Here is a 19,973-nt window from a genome sequence, read left to right as displayed (position 1 = left end):
AGGTGATGCGCCGCGCCCTGACCTATGCCCGCGACTTCGACGCCCTGATCGTCCACCACACCGAGGATACCCATCTGGTCGGCGAAGGCGTCATGAACGAAGGCGAATATTCCGCCCGGCTCGGACTTATGGGCATTCCGGCAGCCGCGGAGGCGATCGTGCTGGAGCGCGACATGCGGCTCGTGGCGCTGACCGGCGGACGCTATCACGCGGCGTCGCTGACCTGCGCGGAATCGCTCGATATCCTCACGCGTGCGCACGACGCCGGGCTTCCCGTCACCGCATCCGCTTCGATCAATCACCTGACGCTGAATGAAAACGACATCGGCCCGTATCGCACCTTTCTGAAACTGTCGCCGCCGCTGCGCGGCGAGGACGGCCGCCGCGCGCTGATCGCGGCGCTGGCCTCGGGCCTGATCGACGTCGTGATGTCCGATCACAATCCGCAGGACGTGGAAACCAAGCGCCTGCCATTCGCGGAAGCCGCGGCGGGTGCGATCGGGTTGGAGACCATGCTGACGGCAGCGTTGCGGCTCGTGCACAACGACGAACTGGATTTCAAGACGCTGATCCGCGCGATGTCGACGCGGCCGGCGGAGTTACTCGGCCTGCCGGGCGGATCGTTGCGTCCGGGCGCGCCGGCCGATGTGATCGTGATCGATCCGGACGTCCCGTGGATACTCGATCCCGCCGATCTCAAATCGCAATGCAAGAATACGCCGTTCGACGAATCCCGCTTCTCGGGCCGGGTCGTCCGGACCATCGTCGGCGGTCGCACGGTTTTTGAACACGTCTGATGCTATCGCGTTTCGAACCAGGAAGAATATCCGTTCCTTGAAGAAATCAGCGGTAAATCAAAATCATAGAGCCTTCGCCTCGGATGCCGCCGAAAGGAGAAGGCGCTCATGGCTGCAATTTGCAAAAATCATTGCTTGCGCAAATCGTTACAGTCGAATTTCCATGCTCCGGACGATCTGAATATCTGCCGTGGCGCGACCAGGCTGATCTGTGGTTTACATCTGCGGCATTGACGCCCGGAGTCCCTTTGCGATGTTTCCCAATGGCCTGATTGCCTTAGTTTTCGGCTATCTGCTCGGCTCGATTCCATTCGGAATGATCCTGACGCGGATCGCGGGCACGCAGGACCTGCGTTCGATCGGCTCGGGCAATATCGGCGCGACCAATGTGCTGCGGACCGGACGCAAGAGCCTGGCGGCGGCAACGCTCATCGGCGACATGCTCAAGGGTACGGTAGCGGTCGTCATTGCATCACTTTTATCCGGACCGGGAGCCGCGATGGCCGCGGCGCTGGGCGCGGTCCTCGGCCATCTGTTTCCGGTGTGGCTCAAATTCCGCGGCGGCAAGGGCGTCGCCACCTATATCGGCGTGCTGCTCGGCCTGTTCTGGCCGGCGGCGCTCGCGTTCTGCGCGATCTGGCTGCTCGTCGCTTTCACGACGCGCTACTCGTCGCTGTCGGCGCTGCTTGCCAGCCTCGCCACGCCGCTCGTGCTGTGGTGGCTCGGCCACCCGCAATTTGCGCTGCTGTTCACGGTGCTGACGGTGCTGCTCTGGTTCAAGCATCGGGAGAACATCAGCCGTCTTATAGCTGGCAGCGAAGGCAAAATCGGCGCGAAGGCCTAGACTTGCAGACACCAGCTATCGCGGGGTGATGCTGGTAATGTTGCCCTCAAGGTCAACGGTGAAGGTCAGGCCCAACGCAGTGAATTGACCGCCGCGAGCGTCGATGACATCGGGATTGTTGACTGGCGTCCACTTCATGCCACCGCTGACGACATTGATTTCCTCGATATCGAGTTTGCGAATGCTGTTGTCCATGATCGTCTCCCATCGTCCGGGCGGACCGTTTCCGCCGATAGACAAAGGATGTAACCCGACCAGCCGGCCGCAACCGTGATGAATGCCACAGTCAGCAGGCTAAAGGCCTTCGCGCCAGTCCGCGCTTTTTGCGTGAACATCATGACTGCCGCATCCGAGGTTGCCCCCATGCGACAACTTGGGCAAAGCTTTCTCTTGTCTTGGGGGCAGGCGTGGAAATCGCGAATTCAGACAGACGGTTGAACGAAGCGCAGCGGATCGACTGGCTGCGGCTGATACGCTCCGAAAACGTCGGGCCGCGGACCTTTCGCTCGCTCGTGAATCATTTTGGCAGCGCCCGCGAGGCGCTGAACCGCCTGCCCGATCTGGCGCGGCGCGGTGGCGCTTCGCGTCCGGGCCGGCTATGCGGCGAAGCCGAGGCACGGGACGAGTTGGCCGCTGCCCGGCGGATCGGCGTCAGCCTGCTGGCCCCGGGCGAGAGCGGTTATCCGCCACACCTCACAACCATCGACGACGCGCCGCCGCTGCTCGGCGTACGCGGCAACCTCGCCGTCATGGCGCGTCCGATGATCGCGATCGTCGGCTCGCGCAATGCATCCGGTGCCGGTCACAAGTTTGCGCAAGTGCTGGCGCACGATCTCGGCGAGGCCGGTTTCGTCATCGCGTCGGGACTGGCGCGCGGTATCGATCAGGCGGCGCATCGCGCAAGCCTCGCGAGCGGCACCGTCGCGGTGCTGGCCGGCGGCCATGATCGCATCTATCCGTCCGAGCATGAGGATCTGCTTGCGGCCGTATTGGAAGACGGCGGCGCGATTTCGGAAATGCCGATGGGCCATGTGCCGCGCGCCCGCGATTTCCCGCGGCGCAACCGCCTGATCTCAGGCGTCGCGCTCGGCGTTGTTGTGATCGAGGCGGCGCATCGCTCGGGCTCGCTGATCACGGCCCGCGTCGCCGCCGAGCAAGGCCGCGAGGTCTTCGCTGTGCCGGGTTCGCCGCTTGACCCCCGCGCCGCCGGCACCAACGACCTCATCAAGCAGGGCGCGGCGCTGATCACCGAGGCATCGGATGTCATCAATGCCGTGCGGCCGATCATGAGACGACCGATCGACCTGCCTGCGGAGGAACCGGATTACGATGGCCCCGGAACCGAAGAGCCAATGGCGAGCGACCGCACGCGCATCGTGGGTCTGCTCGGCCCGATGCCGATCGGGCTCGACGATCTGATCCGGATGGCGGATGCCTCGCCGGCGATCGTGCGCACCGTTCTGCTTGAACTGGAACTGGCCGGACGACTGGAGCGCCACGGCGGCGGGCTGGTCTCGCTGACCTGACGGCGGACCGAGACGCCTCAAGCAAGTGAGCGATCGCCGCTCGCCCCAACCGCTAGCTCGCTGGAAAGCTCGCGCGAAGAACGAGCGCGAGACCGGAAGATGCTCATAGAGCACCGCTTCTGATGAAATCAGAAGGGGGCATGATTTCGATTCGACGCGTTTTCTTCACGCGAACCGGTTTCCACTTCGCTCGAAAACGCTCTATTCCGAATCCGGCCTAGGCGATCCACCGGAAACCGGCGGCGACTCGGATGAGGCGGCGGACCCCGCCGGCGAGGATGGCTCCTTCGGAGGTGGCGCCGGCTTTGCCGGCTCAGCCGAGGTCAACGGCGACGGTTCGGACGCAGAGCCAGCGCGAGGCTGCGCCGGCGTCGGGGTTGCAGCTTCGGATGGCGGCTTCGCATCACCCTCGCCAACTTTCGGCGCCGGCGTCACCGCCGGAACGGGATCGGCGCGCAGCGGAACCGTCTTCGGCTCGCCGGGGCTGGTAACCTCGACCGGCGTGCTGGTATCGGACGCGCCCGCCCCGGACTTGACCGTCTCGGATTTGGCCGTCTCGGGCTTGGCGGCTTCGGATTTGCCCGCGTCGGATTTGTCGGTTTCGATCGTAGCATCGCTCTTGGAATTGGTCCGATCGGGATTGGACGCGTCCGGCTTGACTGCGTTGGTCTTGACGGCGTTGGTCTTGCCCGTCTGTTCCGGACCGGCTTTTTCGTCAGCCGCCTGATCGTTGGGAGTTGTCGCTTTTGGCGTTTCGGTTTTGGACGATGCGCCTCCGGCCGTCTCTCCCGTGGCGGATCCAGCATCAGATGGTGCGCTCTTCGCCGTATCCGGCTTCGCGACGGCATCGTCGTGAGGCTGCTCGGCGGCACCGGCCTTCGGCGACTCGTCCGGCGCCTGCTTGCCGCGCTTGCCCAGCTTTTTCCTGGTTGCGGGTTTGCTCGCTTCCCGGGTGCCGGACTCCTCTGAAGCCGGCCGCGCGGCCTCCGAATTCTCGGTCTCCGGTCGTGCGTGGCGGCCGTGGTGCCGGCTCTTGCGGCCGCGCGGCTCGTCCTGCGCGGACTTATCCGCGTCCGGCCGCTCTGCCTCGCGGGACGGCTTCCTGCCCTGACGCCCGGCCTGCCTCGGCTCGGATTCCGGTTTCAGATCGCCCGGATGTCGCCTGGGGGTTTCCGCCCTGTAGCGTTCGTCGGTCGCACCGTTGGAGATCAGATAGGCGCTGAGCATTTTGGCCATGTCGGGGCCGGTGGTATAATGCTGGCGCAGGAAACCCGGCAGCGATCCGGGCGCCACCGTCCTGAGCAATCCGCGAGCCCCTTTGTGGCAAGCGGTGCAGTTTCCGGAAAAGATCTGCGCAGCCGACTTGCCCGCTTCGAGATTTTGCGCGCGTGCGCGATCCGTCGCGAAACCGACGATCACAAGCATCACCGTCGCCAGACTGAGCGCTCGGCTCAACATTCCATCCTCCGGGGTGCGGAAACCGCCGCGGCTGCGGCGGTCCACCTTTTAGCTCATTGTATTGCGAATGGAAGCGCGCAGATGACGCAACCGCGTGATCACAATTCCGGATATCCGCCCTGCGGTCTGTGCATTGGTGGAACGGTTCCGTCGATATTATCGTTCTAGGGGAGCGGGATGCCATCCTCGGCCGATGGGCGACCGGCGCATCCTCGCGATGATGGTGGTTTCGATGGACCGTTTGTTACGGTTTTTTCTGAACCAGTTTGTTCAGCGCGGCTCGATCACATTTGTAACCGCGAGCGGAATGATCTTCACGTGCGGCGACGGCACCGGCGAACCAGTGCGGGTGCGGTTGACCACGAAAGAAGTTGCACGGCAGCTTCTGCTCGATCCCGAAATGTCGTTCGGCGAGGCTTATACCGACGGCACGATGGTGGTCGAACGAGGATCGATAGCCGACCTCCTGGCGATCATCCTCGACCAGCCCGACGTCATGCCGCGCTGGGCGAAGCTGCAATGGTGGCTCCGCTATCTCGTGCGCAACATCCAGCAATTCAATCCGCGCGGTCGGTCCAAAAACAACGTCGCGCGCCATTACGATCTCGACGGCCGCCTCTACTCGCTGTTTCTCGATGCCGACAAACAATACAGTTGCGCGTATTTCGAAACCCCGGACCTGACGCTGGACGACGCCCAGCTTGCGAAGAAGCGGCATGTCACCGCCAAGGTTCTGGTCGAGCCCGGGCACAGCGTCCTCGATATCGGCTCGGGCTGGGGCGGACTCAGCCTTTATCTTGCGGAAATGACCGGCGCCCACGTTACAGGCATCACGCTGTCGACCGAACAGCTTCAGGTGTCGAAAGCTCGCGCCGGTGAAAAAAACCTCACCCGCTCGGCGAAGTTCCTGCTCCAGGATTATCGCGACACGTCCGGACCCTTCGATCGAATCGTTTCGGTCGGCATGTTCGAGCATGTCGGCGTCGACCACTACGACACCTTTTTCAAGCGTTGCGCCGAACTGCTCGACGCCGACGGCGTGATGCTGCTGCATTCGATCGGCCGTTCCGAAGGTCCGGGCATCACCAATCCCTGGATCGCGAAATACATCTTCCCCGGCGGATACATCCCCGCGCTGTCGGAGGTCCTGCCGGCGATCGAGCGCGCCGGACTTCTGGTCTGCGACATCGAGATCCTGCGCCTGCATTATGCGGAAACGCTGAAGGCCTGGCGCGAGCGCTTCATGGCGCGACGCGAGGAAGCAGTGCGGCTCTACGACGAGCGGTTCGCGCGGATGTGGGAGTTTTATCTCGCCTCTTCGGAAATGTCGTTCCGCAAGCAGAACCTGATGAATTTCCAGATCCAGATCACCAGGCGGCAAGGCATCGTGCCGATGACGCGCGACTACATCTCGCGGGGTGAAGCCAGACTGCGAAGCATCGAGCGAAAACAGCGTCCGCGGCTTCAGATCGCGGGCGAGTGAGCCGATTCGCGCGGCCGTTCGGTCGCCCGTTACCGTCAAGTTCGACACGGTTCCGACTCAAGTTTCATTCGAGGCGGTGTGAGAATCGGGCATAAGGGAGACGGCATGCTTCCGCCGTCCCGAATGGCGCCTTATGCGTGCCCCATACTCGAAAACTCCGTCAAAATCGAAAGCCATGGCTGATTCGAAGATCCTGAAGCTTGCGCCTGATACGGCAACCCCGGCCTATCGCACCGCGCCGCACAACATCGAAGCGGAGCGAGGTCTTCTCGGCGCCATTCTGGTCAACAACGACGCATTCTACAGGGTCTCGGATTTCCTCGAGCCGAAGCACTTCTATGAAGATATCCACCGGACCATCTACGAGACCGCGGGCAGCCTGATCCGCGCCGGCAAGATCGCAACGCCCGTCACCGTCAAAACCTTCGTTCCGGCCGAGACCGACATCGGCGGAATCACCGTGAGCCAGTACCTCGCCCGTCTTGCGGCGGAGGCGACCACGATCATCAACGCACTGCACTATGGGCGCGCCATCTATGAGCAGGCGCTGCGCCGCGACCTGATCCGCATCGGCGAGGACATGGTCAACGTCGCCTACGACGCGCCGGTCGATTTCGCGCCGCGGGCGCAGATCGAGGACGCCGAGCGCCGCCTCTACGAACTGGCCGAATCCGGCCGCTACGACGGCGGCTTCCAGAAATTTTCGCAGGCAATGAAGATCGCCCTCGACATGGCGGCCAACGCCTACCGACGCGACGGAAAACTGTCCGGCATCGCCACGGGCCTGCGCGACCTCGACTCGAAAATGGGCGGATTGCAGCATTCCGACCTGATCATCGTCGCGGGCCGGCCCGGCATGGGCAAGACCGCGCTTGCCACCAACATCGCCTACAACATCGCCAAGGCTCATGAGTCGGAGCTTCAGCCCGACGGTACGATGAAGACCGTCAACGGCGGCATCGTGGGCTTCTTCTCCTGCGAAATGTCGGCGGAGCAACTGGCGACGCGCATTCTCGCCGAGCAGACCAGCATCGCCTCCAGCAATATCCGCCGCGGCGGCATCACCGAAAGCGATTTCGAGAAGATCCGCGATCACACCATCGAACTCGAGCATCTGCCGCTCTACGTCGACGAGACCGGCGGTCTCTCGATTTCGCAACTGACGGCGCGCGCCCGCCGTCTGAAGCGCCAGAAGGGCCTCGACGTGCTGATCGTCGACTATATCCAGCTCCTGCAGGGCAGCGGCAAGCGCAGCGACAACCGCGTGCAGGAAGTCACCGAAATCACTACCAGCCTGAAGGCGCTGGCGAAGGAATTGAACGTACCGATCATCGCACTCTCGCAGTTATCCCGTCAGGTCGAAGCCCGTGACGACAAGCGCCCGCAGCTTGCCGACTTGCGCGAATCCGGCTCGATCGAACAGGATGCCGACGTCGTGATGTTCGTGTTCCGCGAGGAATATTACCTCCAGAACAAGGAGCCTCGGCCGGGCACGCCCGAATACGAGAAGTGGCAACTCGATATGTCGCTTGTGCACGGCAAGGCCGAAGTCATCATCGGCAAGCAGCGCCACGGTCCGACCGGCACCGTCGAGTTGCAATTCGAGGGGCAGTTCACCCGCTTCAGCGACCTCGCGCACGAGGGCCACCTGCCCGATCGTATCTAGAGCCTTTCCGCTTCTGACGGAATCAGAAGCGGGGCTCTATATTTTTGATTTGACGCGTTTTCCTGACGCGAACCGATATCCACTTCGCTCAAAAACGCTATAGCAAGTTGACTTGCAGCCCCTCCAGGGACGCCGCTCGCGCGGTTGAACCGCCGTGCAGCCGAGCGTAGCATGAGGCATGAATCTCATGCCCGATTCCAAAACGACGTCCAGCGGCACGCCGGCTGACGCCGACACCGCCGTTGCAGCCGCTGCGGCGATCGGCACCCTCACCGTCGACCTCGACGCCATTGCAGCCAACTGGCGCAAGCTCGAAAAGACCGCCGTGCCCGCCGAATGCGCCGGCGTCGTCAAGGCCAATGCCTATGGCTGCGGAGCCGGGCCGGTGGCGCGCGCGCTGGATGCCGCCGGATGCAAGACCTTTTTCGTGGCTACGCTTGGCGAAGCCCGTATCGTCCGCGCTGTAGTCCCCGCCGCCGACCTTTATGTGCTGGATGGCCTCTTTCAGAATTGCAGCGACGCCTTCGCCGCGATCAATTGCCGGCCCGTGATCGGCGATCTCAATGAACTCGCGGAATGGGACGCGTTCTGCCGCCGCACCGGCTGGGCGGGCGGTGCGGCCATCCACATCGACACCGGCATGAACCGCCTCGGCCTCACCCTCGACGAGGCGCAAGGCCTCATTCCGAGGATCGATGCCGGCGATCACGGCATTACGCTGGTGATGAGTCACCTCGCCTGCGCCGAAACGCTCCATCATCCGCTCAACGCCAGACAGGTCGCGGCTTTCCGCGAGATCGCCAGCCAGTTCTCCGGCGTTCCCGCTTCGCTCGCGAACTCATCCGGCATTTTCCTCGGGCCGCAATATCCGTTCGACCTGGTGCGCCCGGGCGCCGCGCTCTACGGCGTCAATCCCACGCCGGAAGCCGACAATCCGATGCGGCCCGTTGTCGAGTTGAAAGCCCGGATCGTTCAGATCCGGACGATCGACAAGGGTGAAAGCGTCGGTTACGGCGCGACCTGGACGGCGCGGCGGCCGACGCGGCTCGCCATCGTTGCGGCCGGATACGCCGACGGCTATTTCCGCGCCGGCAGCAGCAATGACGGCACCCGCGGAGCGGACGTCGTGGTGGCGGGAACGCGATGCCCGGTGGCGGGCCGCGTTTCCATGGACCTGCTGGCGGTCGACATCACCGATCTGCCGACTCACGCGATCGTGCGGCGCGGCCATCTCGTCACGCTGATCGGCGAAGGCATCACCGTGGACGAACTTGCGCACCATTTCGGCACCATCGGTTACGAGGTGCTGACTAACCTCGGCGACCGCTACAACCGAATCTACAAGGGCGGACCAGCCGGGTCGTGACCTCGGCGCCGGCGCGAGCAAATAATGGCAAAGTCCGCCCTTTCCTTCGTCTGCCAGACCTGCGGCGCGGCGTATAACCGCTGGCAGGGCAAGTGCGATGCCTGCGGCGAATGGAATACGCTCGCCGAGGAGGACACCACGGGAGCGACGACGATGCCGGTCAGCATCCGCTCCAGGCGCAAGGGCCGGCTGTTCACGCTGGAAACGCTGGCGGGCAAAACGCAGGACGCGCCGCGCCTTTCCTCCGGCATGACCGAACTCGATCGCGTCACCGGCGGCGGATTCGTGCGCGGCTCCGTGCTGCTGGTCGGCGGCGATCCCGGCATCGGCAAATCGACGCTGCTGACGCAGGCGACCAGCTTGCTCGCCCGCGCGGGCCATCGCGCGGTCTATATTTCCGGCGAGGAAGCGGTCGCGCAGGTGCGGTTGCGCGCCGAACGCCTCGGACTTGCCGACGCGCCGGTGCAGCTTGCGGCGGAGACCTCGGTCGAGGACATCGTCGCCACCCTGTCCGAAGGCGCAGTGCCGCGCCTGGTGGTGATCGACTCGATCCAGACCATGTGGACCGACACCGTGGAATCCGCGCCCGGCACCGTCACCCAGGTGCGCGCCTCGGCACAGGCGCTTATTCGCTTCGCCAAGAAATCCGGGGCGGCGCTGATCCTGGTCGGCCACGTCACCAAGGACGGCCAGATCGCCGGTCCCCGGGTGGTCGAGCACATGGTCGACGCCGTGCTGTCGTTCGAAGGCGAAGGCTCGCAGCAGTTCCGCATCCTGCGCGCGGTGAAGAACCGTTTCGGTCCGACCGACGAGATTGGCGTCTTTGAGATGACCGGGCTCGGCTTGCGCGAGGTGTCAAATCCGTCAGAGTTGTTCCTGTCGGCGCGCGATCTCGGCAGTCCGGGCACCGCGGTGTTCGCGGGCCTCGAAGGCACCCGCCCGGTGCTGGTGGAGTTGCAGGCGCTGGTGGCCCCGACCGCGCTCGGCACGCCACGGCGCGCCGTGGTCGGCTGGGATTCGAACCGGCTGTCCATGGTGCTGGCGGTTCTCGAAGCCCATTGCGGGGTCAAGCTGTCGGGTCACGACGTCTATTTCAATGTCGCAGGTGGCCTTCGCATCAGCGAGCCCGCAGCCGACCTCGCCGCAGCGGCGGCGCTGGTGTCCTCGCTGACAAATGCCCAGTTGCCGACCGACGCGGTTTATTTCGGCGAGATTTCGCTGTCCGGCGCGGTCAGGCCGGTGGCGCAGACCTCGGCGCGGCTAAAGGAAGCAGCCAAGCTCGGCTTCGGCCGCGCCGTGCTTCCCGAATCAGCCCGCGGCGACATCGGCAGCGATGCCGGCCTGGCGCTCGATAGCGTTGCCGGACTGACCACGCTGGTGGCGGATATCGCGGCACGCGGACAAGGCCGTGCCGGCAAGGTCACCGACCCGGAGAAAAATGCCACACCGTCCCGATTCCGTCGTCAGGACGGCTAAAGCGGGCGTGACCTCCGCATCGGCCGCCGCTATACATTTCGGCGGCCGCGAGGCCGACGATATGTTGCGCGAAGGTCCTTGCGGGACGTGTCACATGACCGTCAGTCTGGACCGGCAGTGAGACGCCGATTCGGTTTCTGGGATTTACGAGCGGACCTGAACAGCCGATGCCGATAACCATCCTCGACCTCGTTCTGCTCGGCGTGATGCTGATTTCGGGCCTGCTCGCTATGATCCGCGGCTTCATGCGCGAAATCCTGTCGATCGCGTCCTGGGGTATCGCCGCGCTGGCGACGCTCTACTCGTTCCAGAAACTGCTGCCGTTCGCCAAGACCTATATCGAGAGCGAAACGCTGGCGGCCGGGGCCGTGATCGGCGGCGTTTTCATCGGCACCCTGATCGTGGTTTCGATCGTCACGACACGCATCTCCGACATGGTCCTCGATTCCCGGATCGGCGCGCTCGACCGCACCCTGGGTTTCCTGTTCGGACTGGCGCGAGGCCTGCTGATCGTTGTGGTTGCCTTTCTGTTCTTTACGTGGCTGGTTCCGGACAAGCAGCGGCCCGACTGGGTCACGGGTGCAAAGTCGCTGACGGTGCTCAATTCCACCGGCGTCTGGCTGCAGTCACTCTTGCCCGACGATCCCGAGAACACCATCTTAAACAAACTCAAGAAGAATAAGCCGGAAGCGGATCAATCGGATGCGGAACCTGCTTCCCCCGGGGCCGAGGGCTATTCCAAGCCTGCCCGGGACGGCCTGAAAAAACTGATCGACGGCAAACCCGGGGAACACTAGTGCGAGGCGCAATGGACTGTCAGCAGAGCCCTTCCAGCGACGCTCTTGCGCCCGACCCGGATCTTGAACCGGATTTTGATCCCGACGGCGACACGCTCCGCGAGAAATGCGGCGTGTTCGGAATTTTCGGCCATCCAGACGCCGCCGCCATCACCGCGCTGGGTCTCCACGCTCTCCAGCATCGCGGCCAGGAAGCCGCCGGCATCGTCACCTTCGACGGTAAGCGATTCCACTCCGAGCGCCGTCTCGGTCTCGTCGGCGACACCTTCTCCCGCCGGGCGGTGATCGAACGTCTTCCCGGCAGCGCGGCCATCGGCCACACCCGCTACTCCACCACCGGCGGCACCATCCTGCGCAACGTGCAGCCGTTGTTCGCCGAACTCAATGCCGGCGGTTTCGCGGTCGCCCACAACGGCAACCTCACCAACGGGCTGACGCTGCGCCGCGAACTGGTGCGCAACGGCGCCCTGATGCAATCGACCACCGACACCGAGGCGATCCTGCATCTGGTGGCGCAGTCCCGGCGCGGCCGTTTCATCGAGCGCTACATCGAGGCGCTCCGGGCCATCGAGGGCGCCTACGCGCTGGTATCGCTGACCAACAAGAAGCTGGTCGGCGCGCGCGACCCGCGCGGCATCCGTCCGCTCGTTCTCGGCGAACTCGACGGTTGCCCGATCCTGGCGTCGGAAACCTGCGCGCTCGACATCATCGGCGCGAAATATGTCCGCGACATCGAACCCGGCGAAATCATCGTATTCCATCGCAAGGACGGGACCATCCAGACTGAAATCCACAAGCCGTTTCCGCCGATGCCGCCGCGGCCCTGCATCTTCGAATACATCTATTTTTCGCGGCCGGATTCGATCGTCGGCGGCCGTTCGGTCTATGAAGTGCGCAAGGCGTTCGGCGCGCAACTGGCCCGCGAGAGCCACGCCGAGGTCGACGTGGTGGTGCCGGTGCCCGATTCCGGCGTGCCCGCCGCCCTCGGCTACAGCCAGTTCTCCGGCGTGCCGTACGAACTCGGGATCATCAGAAACCATTATGTGGGCCGCACCTTCATCCAGCCGGCTCAAAGCGTCCGCGAACTCGGCGTGCGCATGAAGCATTCGGCCAACCGCGCCGCGATTGCGGGCAAACGCATCGTCCTGATCGACGACTCGCTGGTACGCGGCACCACCTCGAAGAAGATCGTGCGCATGATGCGCGATGCCGGCGCCACGGAGGTGCATTTCCGTCTCGCCTCGCCGCCGATCATTCACCCCGATTACTACGGCATCGACTTGCCGGACCGTAACGGACTGTTGGCCGCAACCCACAGCCTCGAGCAGATGCGCGACATCATCGGCGCGGACTCGCTGGCCTTCCTCTCCATCGACGGCATGTACCGCGCCATGGGCGAGCCGGGGCGCGACCCCGCGAACCCGAGATATTCCGACCACTGCTTCACCGGCGCCTATCCCACCAGCCTTACCGACCATACCGACGTCGAACCGCAGCCGCATCAACTGTCGCTGCTCGCGGAGGCGAGTTGACCCGAGCGGGTTAGAGCGTTTTCAAGCGAAGTGGCTACCGGTTCGCGTCAAGAAAACGCGTCAAATCAAAAACATAGAGCTCCGCTTCTGATGCAATCAGAAGCGGAAGGGCTCTAGAGCCGCCGGACCATGAAGGCCGCAGCATTGCCGTAGCCGCGCATCTTCCGCGCGAATGTGGCATCCCGAATTTTATCGAGCGCGGTCTTGCGGAAGCCATGCCGGCCCCAGAAATCCGCGGAGCCATTGACCGCCACCAGTGAAGCAGTGGCGAGCCTTTCCTTGCCCGCCTGCGCAAGCATCCGGGCGACTGCCATCGAGGCAGCGCCGCTCCCTCGCAATTCGGGCAGCAATGCGATGTCATGGATGTAGTACGTCTCCGGGTGGCGGGGTAACATGCCAAGCTGTGAATTCAACGCTGGAGGATCCAGGGCTCGCCACGGATGGCTGAGGGCATACCCCACGATGGCCGCACCCTGGCGAAAGACGAGACAGCCGGCCGCGTAAAGCCGGAGCCGCTCGGCGAACACCTCCGCTTCCTCCGGAAAAGCGGGATGGACCTTCTCCGCGATTGTCCGGACCGGCGGCAGGTCGGCGGCCGACATCGGTCGCCATTGTCCTTTGGCTTCGCCAGATAATTCAGGCATAAGGCGCACAAACTCCTCCGCTTCCCATCCTGATGATCCGGTTCTAACATTCGCACCCCGTTTCAGCAGGTTCTTTTGTCAATCCGCCCCGCCAGCACAAAGCATCCCGGTCCATGACAAAACCACTCGCCTCCCGTATCGCGCTTGTGACCGGAGCCTCGCGCGGCATCGGCTATGCCACCGCGCGCGCGCTCGCGAAAGCCGGCGCGCATGTGATCGCGGTGGCCCGCACGCAAGGCGGGCTCGAAGAGCTTGACGACGAGATCGGCAAGGACGGCGGCAGCGCGACGCTGGTGCCGCTCAGTCTCACCGATTTCGACGGCACCGCAAGACTCGGCGCCGCATTGAACGAGCGCCACGGCAAGCTCGATATTCTGGTCGGCAATGCCGGCATAGCCGGTCCATCCTCGCCGCTCGGCCACATCGATCTGAAGCCGTGGCAGGACATCATGGCGATCAACGTCACCGCGAATTTTCAATTGATCCGCTGCATGGAGCCATTACTTCAGAAATCCGATGCCGGACGCGCGGTGTTCATCACCTCCGACGTTGCCAGCAAGGCGAACGCCTATCGCGGTCCCTATGCTGCCTCGAAAGCCGCGCTCGATACGCTGGTGCGATGCTGGGCGAACGAGACGGCTACGACGGCGATCCGGGTCAACCTGTTCAATCCCGGGCCGGTTCGCACCCGCATGCGGGCCATCGTATTTCCCGGCGAGGATCCGATGACACTGGATACGCCTGAACAGATTGCCGAATTCATCGTCCCGATGTGCCTTCCATCCTGGAGCGAGACCGGCAAACTCTACGACTACAAAAGCCGCAAGGTGATGAGCTTCGAGCAACCGTCGGACTAGGAAACAGAAAAACGGCGTTGCTTCGCCCCCATGATCCGGGCACCGTCTTTCTTTGCTGATTTTTCAAAGACGTGGATGCCCGGCATAAAGCCGGGCATGACGGAGTACTTATTCCGCGTAAGGCAAACACCCCAAACCAACCGGCTCTCTGCGTTGCACGCGCCATGCTCGGCCAGCCCTCCGCATTGAACCGTTTTGGACGGCTGCCTCACAAATGACTGGAACTTGATGCGCGATGGAGCGTCTCGATCGGGTCAGGAGTTGCCGATGCAAGCCGTTGTCGAGCGCGTGATGCGTGCCTTTACCCTCAAGAATCCGCCACCCAACGAGGCCGATGACGCTCGCCGGAGCCCGGCGGAGTTCGCGGCGGAATTGCTGGAAAATTACAAGGCGCGGCTTCTGCAACGCGCGCAGCCGCCCCGCAGCCGCTGACCGGCGTTCAGCGCGGTTTCACGGACGCGATCGAAATACGCGCTCACGACTTGCGTTTGCGCTTGTGCGCGAACGGATTGGCCTTTTCGCGAAGCGTGATGCGGATCGGCGTGCCCGGCAGATCGAACACCTCGCGCAAACTGTTGACGAGATAGCGCAGATAGGATTCCGGGACTGCGTCCGCCCGCGAACAGAACACCACGAAACTCGGTGGCCGCGCCTTGGCCTGGGTCGCGTAGTTGAGTTTCAATCGGCGGCCCGAGACCGCTGGCGGCGGGTTGGCATCGACCGCCTGCTGGAACCAGCGATTGAGCGCGGCCGTCGGCACCCGATGATTCCAGACGGCGTAGGCGTTCTGGATTGCCGTCATCAGGCCGTCGATCCCCTCGCCCGTCAGACCGGAGACCGCGACGACCGGCGCGCCCTTGACCTGCGGCAGCCAGTGGTCGGCATCGCGGCGCAGCGATGCGACCCCGCCCGACCCGCGCGGCATCAGATCCCATTTGTTGACGGCGATCACCAGCGCGCGACCCTCCCGTTCGATCAGGTCGGCGATGCGCAGGTCCTGCTCCTCAAACCTGTTTTGCGCATCCATCATCAGGACGACGACTTCGGCGAACCTGATGGCGCGCAACGTATCCGCCACCGACAGCTTTTCGAGCTTCTCCTCGATGCGCGACCGGCGCCGCAGCCCGGCGGTATCGAAGATACGAAAATCGCGTCCTTTCCAGTTCAGTTCGACCGAAATGGAATCCCGCGTGGTGCCGGCTTCCGGGCTCGTCAGCAGCCGTTCCTCGCTGAGCAGATGATTGATCAACGTCGATTTGCCCGCATTGGGACGCCCGACGATCGCAACGCGGATCGGCCGCTGCGAGATATTCTCGGTCTCGATGATATCGTCATCGTCGAATTCCTCGGATTCTTCGGCCGGCTCCGGCATCACCGCGCGCAAAGCATCGTAGAGATCGCTCAGGCCCTCGCCGTGCTCCGCGGATACGCCGACCGGGTCGCCGAGCCCCAGCGCATAGGACTCCAGCGCGCCGGCTTCGCCATGACGCCCCTCGCTCTTGTTGGCGACGAGGACGACCGGCTTGTCGGCGCGGCGCGCGAAATCGGCGAAGGAACGATCGGTCGGCGTCAGGCCCGCGCGCGCATCGAAGACGAACATCAGCGCATCCGCGGCTGCGATCGCGGCCTCGGTCTGCTCCTGCATACGCGCCGTCAGCGAGCCGCGCGGCCCTTCGTCGAGGCCGGCGGTATCGATCACCATGAAATCGAGGTCGCCCAGTCGCGCCTGGCCTTCGCGGCGATCGCGGGTCACGCCCGGCTCGTCATCGACCAGCGCCAGCTTCTGTCCAACGAGACGGTTGAACAGGGTCGACTTGCCGACATTGGGCCGGCCTATGATGGCAATAGTGAAGGACATCGGCGTTCCCTGCCCCTTAGCAGGATGTTGAAAAAGTCTCGACGGGCGTCAATTCCGGAGCGAGATGTGCGGAAATGACCGGAAGGTTTTTCAACAACCTGTTAGAGCATGATCCCGACCCTGTCAGCGCTGGAAGCTGCCGCTGGGCATCGGCGCCGGAAACGAGGAGGCGTCCGGTGACTGTTGCGGCGCGGCCTCCTGCTGCGATGCCGGTTCTTCCTTGGGCAGAGAGGTGGCCCGGCGATGGACCAGCCGCTTCGGCTTGCGAGGCGGCTCGGCGGCAGTGCCGCCATCTGCGGCACCGGCGGCCGTCGCCGGCGCACCGGCCGACCCGTCGGCTGCCCCAGATCGCCGCGTATGCCCGGTGCCAGCCGGGGGCGAGGCCGTAACGGCAACGGTGGACTGTTCCTGCTGCTGCTGTTGTTCGACGTTGCTCTTGTAGAGATCCTTCGGCACGCCCTGCTCGATGCCCGGAACACCTTCAGGAAAAACCGGCTCGCGCTTGCCCGGAAGTTTTTTCTTGGTATCGAGGAAGTCGAGCATATCGGAGGGATCCCAATTGCTCATGCCGCCGCCGCCGCAACCGGCGAGCGCGCCGCAGAGCGAGATCAAAACAGCGGAGGCAATCAGGCGTTGCGAGCGGCGCATCGGCGGTTCTCGTTCAAACTTGAGTTCGGCACCCCTGCTCAGCTCTTCGCAGCCGGCGGCAGCAAGGCTTGCAAGGCTTCGGCGCGGTTGCGCAGGCTGGACGGCGTCTGGCCATCCGCGCTGATCGCATCCAGCCATTTTCGCGCGGATGCCGTATCGTTGGCATGCCAGGCGGACAACGCCAGCATTTCGCGCGCGGTGTGGCGGAAGGTCGCCTCAGGGGCTGTCGCCGGCTCCAGCCGCTGCAGCATGTTGTTGTAGGTCTCGGTATCCAGCAGCAATCCGGCGGCTCGTACACGCGCGAGATCACGCTCCGCGCCGTCAAATCCACTGTCTGCGGCGATGGCGTCGTAAAGCTTGACCGCCTCCTTGGGGTCACGCTTGACGGCTTCGGCCGCGGCGCGAAGGAGCGACAGATTGCGATATCCCCGCGGCGCGGTCGCCGCCAGTTTCGTGAAGGCGGCTTCGGCTTCGGCATGCTTGTTCTGATCGGCGAGCGCCGCGGCCGCCTCGAAGGCTGAACCGGCCTGGGCAGCCTTTTGAGCCTCCAGGTACTGATATCCGCGCCAGCCCCCGACCGCGACAATGATCAGAATGGCGGCGCCAACGATCAGCCCCGAATACCGGCTCCAAACCTTCCTGAGCTGCTCGCGGCGCAGTTCTTCATCAACTTCGCTAAATAATTCAGCCACTTAAATTTTCCCGTCCCCGATTTTCCGCGAGCCCGCGGCGCCGCCCTGTGCGCACATCCCGCCGATGGCGGCGGCGATACCCTAGCGATATGGCGCCGACAAGGCAAAGAGCGCCGCTCGAGAAGCGAGGACGAGGCGCGCGGACTCTCTTCGCCTCTAGTGGTCCGATTCTAACATTCGCATCCCGTTTCAGCAGTTATTTTTGCGAATGTGAGAATCGCAAGGACCACTAGCAACTATAGGCCTCTAGTGGAGTTTTGGATTTGACATTCGCATCTCGGTACCCGCGGCAGATGGGTGGCGAATGTCAAATCCACTCCACTAGCTCTTCGGCTTCATCGCATAAACGTGTTCGGGACCGGGAAAGGCGCGGCTGCGCACATCGCGCGCATAGCCCTCGATCGCAGCCTCGATCATGGGTCCAAGTTCGCCATAGCGGCGGACGAATTTCGGCGCGCGCGGCGACAAGCCGAGCATGTCCTCCAGCACCAGCACCTGGCCATCGCAGGCCGCGCTGGCGCCGATGCCGATGGTCGGGATCGTCACCTCCTTCGTGATCTTGCGCGCCAGCGGCTCTGCCACCGCCTCGATCACCATCGAGAACGCGCCGGCCTCCGCGACGGCACGCGCATCGTCCTCGATCGGCTGCCACGTTCCCTCCTCGCGTCCCTGCGCACGAAACAAGCCCAGTGTGTTGATGGACTGTGGCGTCAGGCCGACATGCCCCATCACGGGAATACCGCGCGCGGCGAGAAAGGCGATGGTTTCCGCCATCTTCACGCCGCCTTCGAGCTTCACCGCACCGCAGAGCGTCTCCTTGAGAATCCGCGCGGCGGAATGAAACGCCTGCTCCTTCGAGGCCTCGTAGGAGCCGAACGGCATATCGACCACCACCAGCGCCTGTTGCGAGCCGCGCATCACCGCGCGGCCCTGCAGTATCATCATGTCCAGCGTGACGGGCACCGTGGTCTCGAAACCGTGCATCACGTTGCCGAGGCTGTCCCCGACCAGAATGACGTCGCAATAGCGGTCGACCAGCGCAGCGGTATGCGCATGGTAGGAGGTCAGCATCACGATCGGATCGCCGTTCTTGCGCGCGCGAATGTCGGGTGCCGTCCTGCGCTTCAAGACCGACTGGACCGACATACTATGCTCCAAAGACCGGAACGCCGACGACGTAAGGATGGAAGAGAGCGCCGAGCGCGAGATAGAGGACAACGCCGACGACGACCGCGATCACGTCGTTGCGAACGCCGCCGACCGGGATCGGCGGGGCGCCGGGATCGGCGCGGCGCTTCAGCGAGATGCGGTCGACCACCGCCCACGCCAGGATCGAACCGAACAGGATGATCGAGCCGAGATCGCCGTTGGCGAGCAGATGCGCCGCCGCCCACAGCTTCACGCCGGCCAGCATCGGATGCTTCAGCTTGGCGTAGATGCGGCCGCGGATATACGACGCCACCACCAGAATGATCGCGGGCAGGATCAGCGCTTCGGCGATGTGCTTCATCACACGCGGCGGATGCCAGACGTCGATCCAGCCGGTGGCGCGGTAGTGAAAAAATCCCCAGACGATCAGAGCGACGCCAACCGCCGAGATCAGCGAAAACCCGATCTTGTATGGTCCTTCGCCATAGGAGGAGACCAGCCGCGCACGAAAATCGCGCTTCGTCGCGGCGAGGTGCACGCCGAGGAACAGAACAAGGCCAGCAATCATCACCAATAAACCCATCGTATTCCTCCTTGAGCACTGACCTTCGATTAACATTTTTGAGGAGTTTCAGGCAACACGGCGCAAGAACGAGGGCAACCATGCTTTGGTCGCAACAACACCCAGCAATCACCCTGAACACCCAGGAACGCCAGCGCAGGATCGCGGTTGTCGCCGCTCCACCAAACAGATGGAGCGTAGACAATGAACGTCAGACTTCTCGTCGCCGCCGCCGCTATCACAGCCTTCGGAATTACCGGCGCCAACGCCCAACCCTCGACTCACGGTCAGGCGCAGCAGAACGATAGCCTCCGTGGCAGCGCAGGAACGTCGGGATCCGCACATACCCAAAGGGTCCAGCCGAGGGGATCGACGAACGGCACGGTCGGCGCAGCACCAGGACGTGGCGGCGCCGATGCCGGAGTCGCGGGGTCTGTAAATACGCCGGCCGGTGGCGTCAACAGCAATACCCGCTCGGGCGGATCGATGCGCTAGGCTCCAAACCTGATCAGAGTATTGAAGTTAGGAAGCAAATCAGATTCAAGCTCTGCACGGAGCTTGACGATGGCGAATGAGTTTTGGCTAAGCGATGCGCAATGGGCAGCGATCGACCCGTTG

Annotated in this window: 20 protein-coding genes; 12 read left to right on the top strand and 8 right to left on the bottom strand. The window is 63.7% G+C overall.

Going from position 1 to position 19,973, the window contains the following annotated elements:
• Nucleotides 1–797, top strand: a 797-nt coding sequence (locus ACS3WA_RS14720; protein ID WP_438279257.1) for an amidohydrolase family protein, incomplete at its 5' end; no start/stop codon positions are given.
• A gap of 253 nt (nucleotides 798–1,050) precedes the next feature.
• On the top strand, nucleotides 1,051–1,641 hold the full coding sequence (gene plsY, locus ACS3WA_RS14715; RefSeq protein WP_438279256.1) for a glycerol-3-phosphate 1-O-acyltransferase PlsY: 591 nt from the start codon (nucleotides 1,051–1,053) through the stop codon (nucleotides 1,639–1,641).
• A 15-nt stretch (nucleotides 1,642–1,656) separates the two neighbouring features.
• Here plsY and ACS3WA_RS14710 read toward each other — a convergent pair whose 3' ends face one another.
• Nucleotides 1,657–1,836 carry a hypothetical protein gene (locus ACS3WA_RS14710; RefSeq protein WP_438279255.1) on the bottom strand — a complete coding sequence of 60 codons (180 nt, stop codon included), beginning with the start codon at nucleotides 1,834–1,836 and terminating at the stop codon, nucleotides 1,657–1,659.
• 212 nt (nucleotides 1,837–2,048) lie between these two features.
• On the opposite strand from ACS3WA_RS14710, the gene dprA reads away from it, so the two are divergent.
• Nucleotides 2,049–3,167 carry a DNA-processing protein DprA gene (gene dprA / locus ACS3WA_RS14705; protein WP_438279254.1) on the top strand — a complete coding sequence of 373 codons (1,119 nt, stop codon included), beginning with the start codon at nucleotides 2,049–2,051 and terminating at the stop codon, nucleotides 3,165–3,167.
• 201 nt (nucleotides 3,168–3,368) lie between these two features.
• On the opposite strand, the gene ACS3WA_RS14700 is transcribed toward dprA, so the two are convergent.
• On the bottom strand, nucleotides 3,369–4,625 hold the full coding sequence (locus ACS3WA_RS14700; RefSeq protein ID WP_438279253.1) for a hypothetical protein: 1,257 nt from the start codon (nucleotides 4,623–4,625) through the stop codon (nucleotides 3,369–3,371).
• A gap of 232 nt (nucleotides 4,626–4,857) precedes the next feature.
• Between ACS3WA_RS14700 and ACS3WA_RS14695 the strand changes: the two genes are divergently transcribed.
• The 6 genes from ACS3WA_RS14695 to purF all read left to right on the top strand — a co-directional run bounded on the left by ACS3WA_RS14695 (nucleotide 4,858) and on the right by purF (nucleotide 12,945).
• Nucleotides 4,858–6,108, top strand: a complete 1,251-nt coding sequence (locus ACS3WA_RS14695; protein WP_438279258.1) for a class I SAM-dependent methyltransferase — start codon at nucleotides 4,858–4,860, stop codon at nucleotides 6,106–6,108.
• Between the two features lie 175 nt (nucleotides 6,109–6,283).
• Nucleotides 6,284–7,774, top strand: coding sequence for a replicative DNA helicase (locus tag ACS3WA_RS14690; protein WP_438279252.1), 1,491 nt, complete (start codon nucleotides 6,284–6,286; stop codon nucleotides 7,772–7,774).
• 178 nt (nucleotides 7,775–7,952) lie between these two features.
• Complete coding sequence (gene alr, locus ACS3WA_RS14685; protein WP_438279251.1) at nucleotides 7,953–9,140, top strand: alanine racemase; 1,188 nt, start codon at nucleotides 7,953–7,955, stop codon at nucleotides 9,138–9,140.
• Between the two features lie 24 nt (nucleotides 9,141–9,164).
• Entirely contained in the window at nucleotides 9,165–10,616 is a 1,452-nt protein-coding gene (radA, locus tag ACS3WA_RS14680) for a DNA repair protein RadA (protein WP_438279250.1), read from the top strand.
• A 167-nt stretch (nucleotides 10,617–10,783) separates the two neighbouring features.
• Nucleotides 10,784–11,413: a CvpA family protein gene (locus ACS3WA_RS14675; RefSeq protein ID WP_438279249.1), complete on the top strand. Its 630-nt coding sequence runs from the start codon at nucleotides 10,784–10,786 to the stop codon at nucleotides 11,411–11,413.
• 11 nt (nucleotides 11,414–11,424) lie between these two features.
• Nucleotides 11,425–12,945, top strand: coding sequence for an amidophosphoribosyltransferase (gene purF, locus ACS3WA_RS14670; protein ID WP_438279248.1), 1,521 nt, complete (start codon nucleotides 11,425–11,427; stop codon nucleotides 12,943–12,945).
• Between the two features lie 113 nt (nucleotides 12,946–13,058).
• Here purF and ACS3WA_RS14665 read toward each other — a convergent pair whose 3' ends face one another.
• Nucleotides 13,059–13,547, bottom strand: a complete 489-nt coding sequence (locus ACS3WA_RS14665) for a GNAT family N-acetyltransferase (RefSeq protein WP_438279247.1) — start codon at nucleotides 13,545–13,547, stop codon at nucleotides 13,059–13,061.
• Nucleotides 13,548–13,702: 155 nt separating this feature from the next.
• Between ACS3WA_RS14665 and ACS3WA_RS14660 the strand changes: the two genes are divergently transcribed.
• Nucleotides 13,703–14,446 (top strand): SDR family NAD(P)-dependent oxidoreductase, encoded by a 744-nt coding sequence (locus ACS3WA_RS14660; RefSeq protein ID WP_438279246.1) that lies wholly within the window; start codon nucleotides 13,703–13,705, stop codon nucleotides 14,444–14,446.
• Nucleotides 14,447–14,713: 267 nt separating this feature from the next.
• The gene (locus ACS3WA_RS14655; protein ID WP_438279245.1) at nucleotides 14,714–14,878 is read left to right on the top strand and encodes a hypothetical protein; all 165 of its coding nucleotides are present in this window, start codon (nucleotides 14,714–14,716) and stop codon (nucleotides 14,876–14,878) included.
• 43 nt (nucleotides 14,879–14,921) lie between these two features.
• On the opposite strand, the gene der is transcribed toward ACS3WA_RS14655, so the two are convergent.
• From der to ACS3WA_RS14630, 5 genes are all read right to left on the bottom strand, one after another.
• A complete protein-coding gene (gene der / locus ACS3WA_RS14650; RefSeq protein WP_438279244.1) occupies nucleotides 14,922–16,304 on the bottom strand; it encodes a ribosome biogenesis GTPase Der in 1,383 nt (460 codons plus the stop codon).
• A gap of 123 nt (nucleotides 16,305–16,427) precedes the next feature.
• Nucleotides 16,428–16,952 (bottom strand): hypothetical protein, encoded by a 525-nt coding sequence (locus ACS3WA_RS14645; protein WP_438279243.1) that lies wholly within the window; start codon nucleotides 16,950–16,952, stop codon nucleotides 16,428–16,430.
• Between the two features lie 38 nt (nucleotides 16,953–16,990).
• Entirely contained in the window at nucleotides 16,991–17,644 is a 654-nt protein-coding gene (locus ACS3WA_RS14640) for a tetratricopeptide repeat protein (RefSeq protein ID WP_438279242.1), read from the bottom strand.
• Nucleotides 17,645–17,965: 321 nt separating this feature from the next.
• The gene (panB, locus tag ACS3WA_RS14635) at nucleotides 17,966–18,790 is read right to left on the bottom strand and encodes a 3-methyl-2-oxobutanoate hydroxymethyltransferase (RefSeq protein ID WP_438279241.1); all 825 of its coding nucleotides are present in this window, start codon (nucleotides 18,788–18,790) and stop codon (nucleotides 17,966–17,968) included.
• Nucleotide 18,791: 1 nt separating this feature from the next.
• Complete coding sequence (locus ACS3WA_RS14630) at nucleotides 18,792–19,376, bottom strand: NnrU family protein (RefSeq protein WP_438279240.1); 585 nt, start codon at nucleotides 19,374–19,376, stop codon at nucleotides 18,792–18,794.
• A gap of 183 nt (nucleotides 19,377–19,559) precedes the next feature.
• Here ACS3WA_RS14630 and ACS3WA_RS14625 point away from each other — a divergent pair, with 183 nt between their 5' ends.
• Nucleotides 19,560–19,850, top strand: coding sequence for a hypothetical protein (locus tag ACS3WA_RS14625; RefSeq protein ID WP_438279239.1), 291 nt, complete (start codon nucleotides 19,560–19,562; stop codon nucleotides 19,848–19,850).
• Nucleotides 19,851–19,973: the final 123 nt, after the last annotated feature.

It is taken from the genome of Nitrobacter sp. (genome assembly GCF_051535235.1).
Taxonomy (GTDB): domain Bacteria; phylum Pseudomonadota; class Alphaproteobacteria; order Rhizobiales; family Xanthobacteraceae; genus Nitrobacter.
This window is presented reverse-complemented; position numbering and strand designations above follow the sequence as displayed.